Consider the following 12,693-nt stretch of genomic DNA (forward strand, 5'->3'; position numbering starts at 1 on the left):
GGCGAGGGCTGGTGCTCTCGCCGCTGCCTGCCGCTGAAAAGCGCGCGCTTTTACTTGAGCGGCGAGAAGGGCAGCGGGCGCAGCATGATGTTCGAGATGTTGGCGACGATCTGCGCGTCCTTGAGCTCAGGCGGCGCGCTGAGCTTCTTCCACTCGGGGTCGGAGCCGAAGGCGCTCCACAGCTTCTCGCGCTCGGCGAGCGAGTCGAACGAAAGCATGTAGGTGATGTTGGGCTGGCGCGGGCCGACGATGGATTCGCCGATGAAGGCAGGGCGCATTCCCAATCGTTGGAAGGTGGCGATCTCGCCGTTGTTGAACATGCCGATCTTCTTCACGCGCGCTGCCATCGACTGCGACTGATACGTTCGCAGCTCGAAGATGCGTGGCTTGCGCGTGGCGGCGTCGGTGGGGATGGCCGCCTGCGGAAGGACGCTGAGGCACTGGAGCAGGCTCGACTCCATGGTGACGAAGGGCATGCCCGCGCCGGAGGCCAGCGCCTGCGAGGCCTTGTCGTACTCCTGGTCGGCGGCGAGTGCGGCGAGCGTGTTCTGCATCGCGGTGAGCGAGGGGTACTCGACGATCGAGAAGAGGCTGGGGCCGTCGGGACCGATCAGGTTCGAGAGCGCGGCGCCGGGCTTTGCACCTGCGCGTGTGACCGCCGGGAAGAGTCCGCTCCGGAGAAATTCGGCGACACGTTTAGACTGCTCCTCATCGCTGTTATGCAAGCGCCAAGTGGCGATCTCGAGGAAGCTGCGCGGCGAGTCTGCGGCGGCGCTGGCCGAGGTGGAGAGAAGAGCTGACATTGCTGCGGCACCTGTGATGAGCTGACGTCGATCCATTTGGATACGGTACATGATTAGCGGATGAATGACGAAGAGCGAACGTCAGTCATCTTTTGAGGTAAAAGTAGCCGATCACAAGTAATACACAAGCCATCAAGAACCCTAATGCCAATAGCTTCAGGAAGCGATATGGGGACTGTGTGTCGGGTTGTATGGATAGTCGAGGATCAATCAGTACAAGAAGGTAGTGATCCTCTTGTCGGATTGTACGGATTGCTTCCTTCCATGCCTCGAATTCATCACGATTGTCCCTGTGAGAATTAGCGAGAAAGTTGTGCGCAAGCGTTCCGATTTTCTGCTCGTATGACGCTTCGTCGTAGTCACGATCAAAGGCGTTGCTAACCTCATTCATGTCTGGAAGAGTCCAGCCGGTTTCGGAGAAGTACAGCATCTTTCTCTCAATATCGGAAAGGCTAGCTCCCTCCATCTGCGATTGCATTACGATCCTGCTGATAACGAATTCTTTGGCTTCACGAATCGTGGCAAATGTTCTCACGCCTCGATATTAGCCGTGTTGAGTTTTCTTTGAGGAGCTATCTCTAAATTCAAGCAATGCCGGTTGCTTCGTCCGCGCCTTCGCCTTACTATCGCCCTAGTGGACTACTCACCGAACAAGCCGCCAGCGAAGAAGATTAACCTCAACGGCCCGAAGGGCGCGGAGGCCGAGCGCCTTGTTTCGGCGGGCCGCGTGGATGACGATGCGGCGTTTGAGCTGAAGCTGCGGCCTACGAAGCTCAGCGAGTTCATCGGCCAGACGAAGGCGAAGGAGCAGCTTGCGATTGCGCTCGAAGCGGCGAAGTCGCGTGGCGAGGCGTTGGACCATGTGCTGCTCTTCGGGCCTCCCGGGCTGGGCAAGACGACGCTCGCGACCATCATCGCGAACGAGCTGAGCGTGGGGTTTCAGCAGACGTCGGGGCCGGCGTTGCAGATCCAGGGCGACCTGACGGCGATCCTGACCAACATCCGCGACAGGCAGGTGCTGTTCCTCGATGAGATTCACCGCCTGCAGCCCGTGCTCGAGGAGAAGCTGTACACGGCCCTCGAGGACTACAAGCTGGACATCATGATCGGACAGGGCCCAGCGGCGCGCACGCACGTGATGGACATCAAGCCGTTCACGTTCGTGGCGGCGACGACGCGACCGGGGCTGCTGAGCTCGCCGCTGCGGTCGCGCTTCGGGATTCTGCTGCGGCTGGAGTTCTACACCGACGACGAGCTGCGGTTCGTCGTGGAGCGCTCGGCCGATGTGCTTGGCGTGCCCATCGACCGTGACGGCGCGGCCGAGATTGCGATGCGTTCGCGCGGGACGCCGCGTATCGCGAACCGCCTGCTGCGGCGCGTGCGCGACTACGCGCAGGTGCGTGCGGCGGGAAAGATCGACCGCCCGACGGCGTGCAAGGCCTTGGAGCTTCTCGAAGTGGACGCGCACGGCTTCGACGAGCTCGATCGGCGGCTGCTGCGCACCATCATCGAGAAGTATGACGGCGGCCCGGTGGGCCTGAATACGCTGGCAGCGGCGCTGGCTGAGGAGCAGGATGCACTCGAAGAGGTCTACGAGCCGTTCCTGATCCAGATCGGCTTCCTCGACCGGACCCCGCGCGGGCGCGTAGCTACGCGGCTGGCGTATGAGCATCTTGGGATCGAGATGCCGCGCAAGCTGAGTTTGTTTTAGCTCACTTGATTGGCTCGTCTGTCGATTTGACCAGCCGATATTGAGTTCCGTCAAAGCGATATTTGCTGGTCATGATGCGGATTGCCGTTAGTGCAACCAGTTCTACATCGCGATGACCATTTGTTCGTGATGACCGGATAAAAAGATCATGCGCCGGTGCATTCAAGACAAGCCTCGTGCCTTGCGGTGTTTGCATAAATAGCCAGAAGGTCGTGACGTTAGCTCCCAGGAGCTTTCCACTGGCTATGACAAGGAGATCCTTCTCAGACGGGCTATTGAGATGGACTGTCGATGCCTGAAACCAATTCCGAGGAAGTTGTTCAGCGGTCATACCCTCGGAGTCGAGTACATTCTTGATCGAAGAATCCTGTTGCAGAATCTTCCAAGCATCGGGCGGGATTTGCGCTGGGGAAGCAACAGTCTCGTCCTCCATACTGAAATGAGTTTGCTCGGCAGATTTGGTCTGACCGAATGAGGTCATGCAGCAAAAGCAAATTAGTGCCGTCGCAATCGCGAATCTCATCTGATAACAGCGCTTAGCTTGCCATTGGCTTCGTCAAGTTTAGCTTTCGCTGATGCGCGATCCAGCCCGAGCTTCTGCATCGCAATCGCCACCTTCACGCTGCCAGCTTCGGCGAGAAGTTTTGCGGCAGCAGCGCGGTCGACTCCGGTCGCCTCGGCGATGATGCGGTGGGCGCGGTCGACGAGCTTTTCGTTGCTTGCCTGCACGTTGACCATGAGGTTGCCGTAGACGGCCCCGGTGCGGATCATCACCCCGGTGGAGAGCATGTTCAGCACCAGCTTGGTCGCGGTGCCTGCCTTGAGCCGCGTGGAGCCGGTGACGACCTCGGGGCCGGTGACCGGCGCGATGGCGATGTCGGCGACGCGCGCCATCTCGGAGCCTGCGACGCAGGTGAGCGAGACGACGAGCAGGCCGAGCTTCTTTGCCTGCTCCATTGCTCCGATGACGTACGGCGTGCGGCCAGAGGCGGCGATGCCGACCAGTGTGTCGGGGGCTCCGCCCTGCCCGAAGCCCGCGGCCATCAGGTCGGCTGCGCCCTGCTCGCGGGAGTCCTCGGACTTTTCGCTGGACTTGCGCAGCGCGGAGTCGCCGCCCGCGATGAGTCCCTGCACCAGCGTCGGCGGCACTGAGAAGGTCGGCGGGCACTCCGAGGCGTCGAGCACGCCCAGGCGGCCGCTGGTCCCGGCTCCGATGTAGAAGAGGCGGCCACCCTTCTCGAAGCGCGCGGCGATCTCGTCGATGGCGTGGGCTATCTGCGGTAGCTCTTTTTCAACGGCGAGGGAGACGGACTGGTCTTCCTGGTTGATCACAGTGACCATCTCGAGCGTGGAGATCTGGTCGATGTTCGTGGTGCGCGGATTGCGAGCTTCGGTGGTGAGGGTGGCTAGGTTGAGGTCGTTCATCACTACACCATCATAGTCAGACGCGCCGTTTGATGGAGACGATGGCCATGCCCAGGCACCCAGCAATCAGAAGCTCGACGATGACCGGTGGCGTGAAGAAGTAGCGCAGCGAGTTGACGGCCAGCGCAAGGTAGCCGAGGAGAAAGACGACAAGGACGTCACGCAGGTCGGCGTCAGAGTCGCGGATGATATTGCCGAACAGCCAGAAGGCGATGGCCTCGACGGTGAGCAGGATGGTCACGCAGAGTCCCATGCCATGGTAGAAGTCCCACATGCTGCGCGTGTATCCCATGGCGGGAAAGGTATTGGAGCGCATGGCGTCAACTGCGATCTGCATTGGGCCGGGATCGGTCTTGCCGTAGACTCCGCCGATGGTGTGCAGGATGGCGTGAAGCAGCGTAAGGAGGGACGCGGCGCGCAGCCATGTAGTCGGTCGCAAGCGGATGACCTCGTTCAGATGGGAGATGGTAGCCCGAAGAAACGTGGTGACATCTTACTGCGTGCGGCGGCGGTTGTGTCAGTGCGCAGTCTCTGTTGCCGGGTTTACGGCCGTCGAGGCTGTGACAGGCGGTGGCGGCTTGGTGAGGTCGACGTCGGCCGTGCCGATGCGCCCGGTTGTCGTTACCCGAATCACGAAGCGGACGCGGGCCGCTTTGGGATCGGGAGCCAGCTTGTACTTGAATTCGATGCCGCGCTCGAGATGGCCGCTTGGCGGAACGTTGTCGCCGGTGGCGTTGACCGTGATCGCCTTGGCATCGCGCTTCAGCTCCTTGTTCTTCTTGTCGAAGGTGGCCGACATAATGACGACCTCGGCGTGCCGCGCCTCGGTGCCGGTGGCGTTCGTCCACGAGAGGCTGCGCGCACCCACGTGGATGGTGAAGGTGTTGGGGTCGCCTGGCGTGCGGAGCAGGGTGAGGGGCACGCCGTCGTAGACCATGGTGCTGGTGCTCGCCGAGACCAGGTCGGCAATCAGCAGCTGCGCGGGCCTTTTCGGATCGACCTCGACCGGGGCGCGTTGCAGGTAGTAGCCCTCGCGGGTGGTGACGGTCAACCCGGGGCGCGAGACGGTGACCTTGATCCTGCGAAACTTCTGCATGTCCTCGGAGTCGCTGGAGGGGCGATAGGTGAGGGTGTAGAAGCTGGCGCCGTCGCGGATGGCGGTGCCGATCTGCGCGTCGACGTCGTTGCGGCCGTACATGGCGCCGCCGCCGGTGGCGGTGGCCAGCTTGGCGAACTGGTAGTTGCCGCCGAAAGGGTCGGTGAACTCGGCGTCGGCGCCGTACTTCTGCTGGTCGATCTGAAGGCCGGCGGGGTCGATGGTGTAAAGGGTGATGCGCGCGTCGCGAAGCGTATTCACGCAATCCTGCACGGCGCTGTCGACCTGGTCCTCGACATCGATAGGCATGTTCGCCATATTGAGATTGGGAAAGCCGCGGCCGATCCAGATCATGTTCTTGTGGCCGGGATGTCCGATGACGGCCTGGGCCACGCGCCGCAGCGTGATGAAGGCCGTGGCGTAGCGCTCGGCGACCCAACCGCCCTGGTGCGCCTGCCACGGATAGGCCGCGAAGTGGTGGTTGAGCGAGGAGATCAGTTCGGCTTTGTTCTGCGTATAGTCGTGCAGGACCTCGAACTTCTGCAAGCTGACGGCGATGAGCATCGTCGGCGTCTCCAGCTTGCCCGGCTGCCGGTTGAGGAACTTCTTGAGCGAGTAGCGGGCAAAGGCCATGTCCTCAAAGCGCGTGTTGAACTCGTCGAGCAGGATGATGTCGACCGGGGCCTGCGGCGCGACAGCGTCAAGCTCTGCCGTGGAGCCGATGGTGGCATTGGGCGGAGCGACGTGGGTGCCGGCGGGCGTGAAGTTGAGCACCCGCTGCGGCTCGTTCATCTCGGTGACGTGAAAGTCGTCCTTCGTGAGGTCGGTGACGACGTTGCCTTTCTTATCGGTTACGACCATGTCGAGGATGACAAGCCGCGCATTGCGCGTGATGGTATAGGTTCCATCGCCGTTGGACGCAGGCTGGTCGTTCGATGGCGGCGTGACAGAGGCAGGCTGTTGCGCATAGACGGCAACAGAAAAGACAGCAAGGAGGAGCGCGGCGATGCTGGCAGGTTTCATGGTTTCCTCGGGCCTTTGTTGAAACCCCAGTCCGTGGAGCAAGTTTCGACGATATGAGGAACTTGTCCGGGGTGGGTCGTGCCGAGCCAGATTGTAAATGTCCAGATGGCACAGAGAGTTACTATTCTGTCATCGCACTGGTCCCTTGAAGGAGGCTGTTTTGCGACAAATTGCGCTTGCCTTAGCATTGTTCTTTCCGGCCCTGTTGCTCTCGGCGCCGGCTACCCTTGTGGCGCAGGGACAGGATGTGCCGGAGATTCCCTTCGATTCGGTCCCCGATTTTCTGAAGCTTCCTCCGGACATGTACCTGGGCGAGACGGCGGGCGTGGCCGTGAACTCGAAGGGGCATGTGTTTGTGTTCACGCGCGGCAACTCGACCGGCCCGGCTTATGGAGCGAGCGCGGCGCAGCTTCTGGAGTTTGATGCGGCCGGCCGGTATCTGCGCGAGATTGGGCACAACCTGTATGCGTGGTCCTACGCTCATGCGGTGCGCGTGGACAAGGAAGACAACATCTGGGTCGCGGACAAGGGGTCGGACATGGTGATCAAGTTCAACCCCGAGGGCCGTGTGGCGATGGTCTTCGGGCGGAAGCAGGAGGCCTCCGACGAGGGGACGGGGCCGCTGAAGCATGTGCGGCCTCCGCTGCCGCCCGTGGATGGAGAGTTTCGCCAGGTGACGGACATCGCGTGGGACCCGGCGGGCAATGCGTACATCAGCGATGGCTATATCAACTCGCGGGTGGCCAAGGTAGACAAGAATGGCCGGTGGTTGAAGTCGTTCGGCGAGCCGGGCGACCAGCCGGGGCAGTTCAGTGTGCCGCACAGCATCGCTGCCGACGCCGAGGGACATATCTACGTGGCGGACCGCGGCAACCGGCGCATCCAGGTGTTTGACGGCGATGGCCGGTTCCTGCGGCAGATCGCGATCGACGTGCCGTTCGACTATGCCAGCGCGACACCGGCGATCGGCAACAAGCCGCCCCGCGATGCAAAGGGTACGATGGCGGCGGGCTCTCCGTGGGCGGTGTGCATTACGCCGGGCCCGAATCAGGTGTTGTATGCCGCGGACGCATTTCCGGGCCGTATCTACAAGCTGAGTCTGGATGGCAAGGTGCTGGGAGTGCTCGGAGAGTCGGGCAAGCAGCTCAAGCAGTTTGGCTGGATTCACGAGATGGCATGTCCGTCGGAGAACGTGCTCTTTGTTGCGGAGTTGCTGAACTGGCGCGTACAGAAGCTCGTCCTGCACCCGAAGCAATAAGTTGGCTGAGCAACGCTGCCTGCCCTCTCGATGACCCGGTCAGGGAAGGATGACGCATGGGCCGTCGGCGGTCTCGTGCTTGACCGCTTGCAATGCCTCGTTTGCCTGGTCGAGCGCGAAGGTGCGCACGCGGGGGCGAATGCCGATCTGGTGCGCGAGAGCAAGGAAGTCTCGTGCGTCGGCGCGGGTCATGTTGGCGATGGAGCGTATCTGCCGCTCGCCCCAGAGCAAGTTGTCGTAGTCGAAGGCGGGCATCTGGTCGAGGTGGATGGCGTTGATGGCGACGACGCCCCCCTTGCGCAGGCTCGACAGCGCGGCGACGACGACGGCGCCGGACGGCGCGAAGGTGATGGCGCGGTCGAGCGCGACGGGCGGGCGGTCGTTCTCTGCGCCGACCCAGGTTGCGCCGAGCGCAGCGGCCTGTGCGCGGTGCTGCTCGCCGCGCGTGGAGACGTAGACCTCGCACCTCCAGTGTTGAAGAACTTCGATCGCAAGCGAGGCCGATGCTCCAAAGCCGAAGAGGCCGACGCGCTCGCCGGGCTGTGTGCCCGCGACACGAAGGCTGCGGAAGCCGATGATTCCGGCGCAGAGCAGCGGGGCGAGATGCTTCGGTTCAGCGTCTTCTGGCAGCGGGAAGGCGAAGTCGCTGCGGACGAGCGCGTATTCGGCATAGCCACCGTCGACCGAGTAGCCGGTGAAGGCGATGTTGTCGCAGAGGTTCTCTTCGCCGCGTTTGCAGAAGGGGCAGGTGCCGTCGGCGCCGCCGATCCAGGAGACTCCGGCGCGTGAGCCGATAGGCAGTCCTTCCGTCGCGCCGTCTACGACCTCGCCGACGATCTGGTGGCCGGGGATGAGCGGGTCGCGCAGCGTCGATAGATCGTGCTCGAAGATGTGCAGGTCGGTGCGGCAGACTCCGCAAGCGAGCACGCGGAGCAGGGTGTGCCCGGGAAGAACGGCGGGACGAGGGACGTCTTCGATGGCGAGTGCGATGGCGGAGGCGCGGAGGACGGCGGCTTTCATCGATGTGCTCCCTCATTCGCAGTGAACGCAAATGCTTAGTCAGGGTTGATCTTCAGGCCGACGGTTTGCGCCAGCTTTCTTTGCTGGCGGTCGAAGCTGTAGAAAGAGCCGGCTCCAAATTCGAGCGCTGCGGCGATATGGAGCAAGTCGGCTGTTCTCGTCCCAAGGCGGGCGGTTGTCTGCAGAGAGAGCTGCCGCGCACGTGCAAACGCAGTGTCTGCAAGAGGGGACAGGCGAAAGATACCGTCTCGCAGGTCGCCTTCGAAGTCATTGCGCGAAGAGCGCGCCTGCGCCGCCGTAATCTCTTTGCGAAAAACGCGGAGCTCAAGCGCATTGAACAGCTCCAGCTCGCACAGGGTCGAAAGATAAAACCCGGCGTTTTTGGTGGACATTGCCTGCGCAGCTTTCGCGGAGTTTCCATCGAGGCTGTAGAGCGAAACCAGGAGACTGGTATCCACATAGATATTCAGCTTCAATAGCGTCCCCGGTCTTCAGCAACGAGTTCGGCGCCGCTGAGAGGCAGTTTTTTGCCGCCATAGTTGGCGCGGAGCCGCTTCAGGAAGTCCGGCATCGCAGCCGTGCCGGTCGTCTCAGGCGACAGGCGTGCAATAACGCGACGCCGCTTCGTGATCTCGATCTCCTGACCTTGCTGGAGCAGTCGCTCAATCTTGCCGAAGTCGTAACGAAGCTCGCGAATGGAGGCTGTCTTCATGTGATTCATTTTAGCATCACTTAATCCATGGCTCTGCTAATTGGCGACGGCGGCGAGGCGCGCAACTCCCGCGTGGATGGCGTTGCGCTCATCCGTGGTAAGCGGGGTTTCAGTGAGGTACGAGGCGATGAGGATGGGTCTGGCGTTGTTCGGCGGATAGAGCACGCCGATGTCGTTGTTCGAGCCGTGGTCGCCTGCGCCGGTCTTGTCGGCGACCTTCCAGCCCGCGGGGAGTCCGGCAACGAACTTCGCCTTGCCGGTGGTGTTGGCGAGCATCCAGCCGGTGAGTTGCTGGCGCGACGCCGGTTTGAGGACGTTGCCGAAGAGGACCTTCTGGAGGTTGCCGAGCATGGCAAGAGGCGTGGTCGTGTCGCGCGGGTCGCCGGGGGTGCTCTCGTTGAGCGAGGTCTCGTTGCGGTCGAGCCGCGTCATGGTGTCGCCGATGGAGCGGGCGAAGGCAGTGACGGCGGGCGGGCCTCCGAAGCTGGCGAGCAGCAGGTTGGCGGCGGTGTTGTCGCTGAGGGTGAGCATGGCGGCGGTCAACTCGGCTACGGTCATGCTGCCGCCGGCGTGTTTCTCCGTCTCGGGCGAGTACGCTACGAGATCGCTCTTGGCATAGCTGATCGCGCGGTCGAGGTGCTCCCTGCCCTGGTCGACGCGTCGGAGGACGATGGCGGCCGCGAGAAACTTGAAGGTGCTGCACATGGGGAAGCGCTCGTTGGCGCGCTGCGTGATGTAGCGGCCTGACGGCAGCAGAATGGCCACGCCGAGGCGGCCCCTGCTCTTCTGTTCGAGAGCCGCGAGTTCGATGGACTCCTCGGCGAGGAGCGCGCGGGCATTGACAGCGGCGGCGGCGATAGAGGCGATGGCGGAACGGCGGGTGAGCATCACGATGAGAGCGATTTTATGCGCGCGCCGTTGTGGAAGCAGTGTGGATTGCGCGGAGAGCTATAAGCAACGCCGCAGGTTTTTGAGCGATTGACGGACTGCGAGTTACGGCCGCACGAACTTATTGGTAAAACGGATGGATGATTCTGCGCCGCCTGAACTCGTTACGCTGTATTCGAAACACGATAGAGCGGGCCTTCAGCCCTGTTCGACCATGCTGGACTGAAACCTGGGGCCGCGCCCCAGGCCGGTATTGGATGGGCCTTCGGCCCTCAAGGGCTCTCGTCTACACCTTTGTGAGAACAGCTGTCGTCATCTGGTTTGCGACAACCGCTGCCTGCATAGCGCAGACCTCGCCGAAAGAAGCTCGCCATCGGGCGGAGCTTGGCGTCAGTGCGTTGCAGCAGTGGTACAACCAGGCGACCGGGCTCTACAACACGACGGGCTGGTGGAACTCGGCGAACGCGATTACTGCGATTACCGACTCCATGCGGGTGAGCGGATCGAAGAGGTACGTCAGCATGCTTGCGAATACGTACAAGCAGGCGCAGGTTGATGTTCCGAAAGAGCGGCGCACCGACGCGAAGAGGGAGATGACCGGCTTTCCCGGCTTCCTCAACAAGTATTACGACGATGAGGGCTGGTGGGCGCTGGCGTGGATCGATGCCTACGACCTGACCCGCGACGCGCGGTATCTGGCGATGGCGCAGTCGATCTTCGACGATATGGCCGGTGGCTGGGACGAGACCTGCGGCGGCGGCATCTGGTGGAGCAAGGACCGCAAGTACAAGAACGCCATCGCCAATGAGCTGTTTCTTTCGGTGGCCGCACACCTTGCCATGCGCGGGCGGCCAGCCGAGCGGGAGAAGTATGCCACATGGGCCGGGAGGGAGTGGCAGTGGTTTCGCGGCTCGGGGATGATCAACGGCGATCACCTGATCAACGATGGGCTCACCATCGATGCCGCGGCGGGTGTCTGCAGCAACAACAAAAAGACGGTGTGGACGTACAACCAGGGCGTTGTGCTGGGAGGGCTGGCGGAGTGGTCGAAGTCGCCGGGTCACGCCGCAGTCGTGGACGACGCGAAGAAGATCGCGGACGCCGCGCTGACTCACCTCACGGACGGGGACGGCGTCCTGCACGACGTCTGCGAGCCGAAGTGCGGCGCCGACGGCATCCAGTTCAAAGGCATTTTTATGAGGAATCTCAGTGCGTTGAATGCGGTTTCGCCCGAGGCCCGCTATAGCAAATCCTTTGCGGTCAATGCGGATTCGATCTGGACGAGGAACCGCACGCCGCAGAATACGTTTGGGACGGTGTGGTCCGGGCCAGTGACTGCTCCGGATGCGGGAACGCAGAGTTCGGCGGTGGATGCGCTGGTGGCGGCGATTCCGGTGAAAAAGTAACTGTGCCTGCGAACTTAAGCAGTTCCGCAAAAGCCGTAGAGCGGGCCTTCAGAGGGTGCTAAAAAGTGCCTCAAGGAGCGAAAGCTGCACCTCAGGGTTAAAGCCCACTGATCGTGCGGCAGTTACGGCACGGCTGAAGCCGTGCCCTTAAGAAAAGCCGAGCTTTTTCGGCACCCGCCTCAGCCCTCAAATCGTGGTGTTGGACTCAAGCCTGGGGTTGCCTAGGCTGGTATGTACGGGTCTTTGGCCTTCGATGCTGCCCTCTGTCCCCTTTCATTCGACGGCCCTGGCAGGGAAAGTCTGAGTTTGACGGTAAAATAACAGGGTTGCGGAAAATTTGATTCAGGACGGCAGGGCAGATGAGCACAGGTGCGCAGACGGTATTGGCGGGACAGGTTGAAGCGGCGGCGAAGGCGGCCGGGCTGGTAGTGGTTGCGGTGGAGGAGGGCAAGGACTTTTCGGGCGGGCCGACGACGCGGTTTACGCTGGGGCTGGCCTCGAACCCTGCCCGGAAGCAGACGCTGGAGCTGAGCGCGTCCTTCGACTTCTCGCAGGGGCCGCTGAAGGGCGTGGTTGAGAGCTACCTGAAGGAGTCGGCCACCCGCCTGAAGAACCCGCGTCCGGACTGTTACATCACGCTGCACGGCCTGCCGCTGAGCTTCGGAAAGTATGAGTGGCCGTTCCACGCCTCCACCTCGGGCGCGGACACCTACATCGTCCACGGCGAGGCGCGTCTTGAGGACGGCAACGAGAGTGTGCTGCACGCCAAGGTCGCGGCTTCGATGACGGTTACGTTCGCCGAGGTCGTGGCCGCGCTGGAGCAGCCGTTTGCCGAGAGCTTCATCTACAACGCCGTGCGCAAGACGACGGACCAGGGGCAGTTGGAGCTGGTGAAGAGCGGCAACCGCCAGCCGGTGCCGGTGACGACGCGCTACTACAGCTCCAAGCAGAAGCGCTTCATCTTCAACGACACGACGGACGCGCAGCGGCAGCAGTTCCTTGCGGCCAAGGCCTTCTGGCTGTCGGGTGTGCTGGGCGGCGGCGAGCCGGTATGGCTGGCCGATCCGCGCGACGCGCAGTACCTGAATACGACGGTTGAGGATTTGAAGAAGGTTGCGGCGACGGTCGCGCACGAGGGCATCATCCGCCTGGCCCAGGATACGGAGTTTGCTACGCCGACGGAGGCGCTGATGGGCCATCGCGACGGGTATCTCCAGGAGCTGGACGCGGCGCTCAAGTTCATTAAGCCCTCGTTCAACGAAGAGATGCGCGCCGGCCACACGAATATGTAATGGAACAACGCTCAGCCTCGGCCTGGAAGAGTCATCGGGTGGAGCCGTTCTGATACAAA

General features: G+C 62.2%; 14 protein-coding genes. 4 read left to right on the top strand and 10 right to left on the bottom strand.

Annotation, left to right across the window (positions count from 1 at the left end; translation table 11 throughout):
* Positions 1-50: 50 nt before the first annotated feature.
* Both JSS95_09740 and JSS95_09745 read right to left on the bottom strand, forming a co-directional pair.
* The gene (locus JSS95_09740; GenBank protein ID MBS1800094.1) at positions 51-803 is read right to left on the bottom strand and encodes an NIPSNAP family protein; all 753 of its coding nucleotides are present in this window, start codon (positions 801-803) and stop codon (positions 51-53) included.
* A gap of 85 nt (positions 804-888) precedes the next feature.
* A complete protein-coding gene (locus tag JSS95_09745) occupies positions 889-1,338 on the bottom strand; it encodes a hypothetical protein (protein ID MBS1800095.1) in 450 nt (149 codons plus the stop codon).
* Between the two features lie 135 nt (positions 1,339-1,473).
* Between JSS95_09745 and ruvB the strand changes: the two genes are divergently transcribed.
* On the top strand, positions 1,474-2,514 hold the full coding sequence (ruvB, locus tag JSS95_09750) for a Holliday junction branch migration DNA helicase RuvB (protein MBS1800096.1): 1,041 nt from the start codon (positions 1,474-1,476) through the stop codon (positions 2,512-2,514).
* Between the two features lies 1 nt (position 2,515).
* Here ruvB and JSS95_09755 read toward each other — a convergent pair whose 3' ends face one another.
* The 4 genes from JSS95_09755 to JSS95_09770 all read right to left on the bottom strand — a co-directional run bounded on the left by JSS95_09755 (position 2,516) and on the right by JSS95_09770 (position 6,058).
* Complete coding sequence (locus tag JSS95_09755) at positions 2,516-2,947, bottom strand: hypothetical protein (protein MBS1800097.1); 432 nt, start codon at positions 2,945-2,947, stop codon at positions 2,516-2,518.
* 86 nt (positions 2,948-3,033) lie between these two features.
* A complete protein-coding gene (murQ, locus tag JSS95_09760; GenBank protein ID MBS1800098.1) occupies positions 3,034-3,939 on the bottom strand; it encodes an N-acetylmuramic acid 6-phosphate etherase in 906 nt (301 codons plus the stop codon).
* A gap of 16 nt (positions 3,940-3,955) precedes the next feature.
* Positions 3,956-4,378, bottom strand: coding sequence for a hypothetical protein (locus JSS95_09765; GenBank protein MBS1800099.1), 423 nt, complete (start codon positions 4,376-4,378; stop codon positions 3,956-3,958).
* A gap of 78 nt (positions 4,379-4,456) precedes the next feature.
* Entirely contained in the window at positions 4,457-6,058 is a 1,602-nt protein-coding gene (locus JSS95_09770; protein ID MBS1800100.1) for a VWA domain-containing protein, read from the bottom strand.
* Between the two features lie 97 nt (positions 6,059-6,155).
* Between JSS95_09770 and JSS95_09775 the strand changes: the two genes are divergently transcribed.
* Positions 6,156-7,316 (top strand): 6-bladed beta-propeller, encoded by a 1,161-nt coding sequence (locus tag JSS95_09775; GenBank protein ID MBS1800101.1) that lies wholly within the window; start codon positions 6,156-6,158, stop codon positions 7,314-7,316.
* 39 nt (positions 7,317-7,355) lie between these two features.
* Here the strand turns inward: JSS95_09775 and JSS95_09780 are convergent, their stop codons facing one another.
* The 4 genes from JSS95_09780 to bla are packed head-to-tail and all read right to left on the bottom strand — an operon-like array spanning position 7,356 to position 9,936.
* The gene (locus tag JSS95_09780) at positions 7,356-8,336 is read right to left on the bottom strand and encodes a zinc-binding alcohol dehydrogenase family protein (GenBank protein ID MBS1800102.1); all 981 of its coding nucleotides are present in this window, start codon (positions 8,334-8,336) and stop codon (positions 7,356-7,358) included.
* Between the two features lie 35 nt (positions 8,337-8,371).
* Positions 8,372-8,812: a type II toxin-antitoxin system VapC family toxin gene (locus JSS95_09785; GenBank protein MBS1800103.1), complete on the bottom strand. Its 441-nt coding sequence runs from the start codon at positions 8,810-8,812 to the stop codon at positions 8,372-8,374.
* Positions 8,809-9,048: a hypothetical protein gene (locus JSS95_09790; protein ID MBS1800104.1), complete on the bottom strand. Its 240-nt coding sequence runs from the start codon at positions 9,046-9,048 to the stop codon at positions 8,809-8,811. Before JSS95_09790 ends, JSS95_09785 begins: the two co-directional genes overlap by 4 nt.
* A 36-nt stretch (positions 9,049-9,084) precedes the next feature.
* On the bottom strand, positions 9,085-9,936 hold the full coding sequence (bla, locus tag JSS95_09795) for a class A beta-lactamase (protein ID MBS1800105.1): 852 nt from the start codon (positions 9,934-9,936) through the stop codon (positions 9,085-9,087).
* Between the two features lie 257 nt (positions 9,937-10,193).
* Here bla and JSS95_09800 point away from each other — a divergent pair, with 257 nt between their 5' ends.
* Together JSS95_09800 and JSS95_09805 are read left to right on the top strand one after the other, a co-directional pair.
* Positions 10,194-11,342 (top strand): glycoside hydrolase family 76 protein, encoded by a 1,149-nt coding sequence (locus tag JSS95_09800; protein ID MBS1800106.1) that lies wholly within the window; start codon positions 10,194-10,196, stop codon positions 11,340-11,342.
* Positions 11,343-11,701: 359 nt separating this feature from the next.
* Entirely contained in the window at positions 11,702-12,634 is a 933-nt protein-coding gene (locus JSS95_09805) for a hypothetical protein (protein MBS1800107.1), read from the top strand.
* Positions 12,635-12,693 lie beyond the last annotated feature (59 nt).

Source organism: Acidobacteriota bacterium (assembly GCA_018268895.1).
Classification (GTDB): Bacteria; Acidobacteriota; Terriglobia; order Terriglobales; family Acidobacteriaceae; genus Edaphobacter.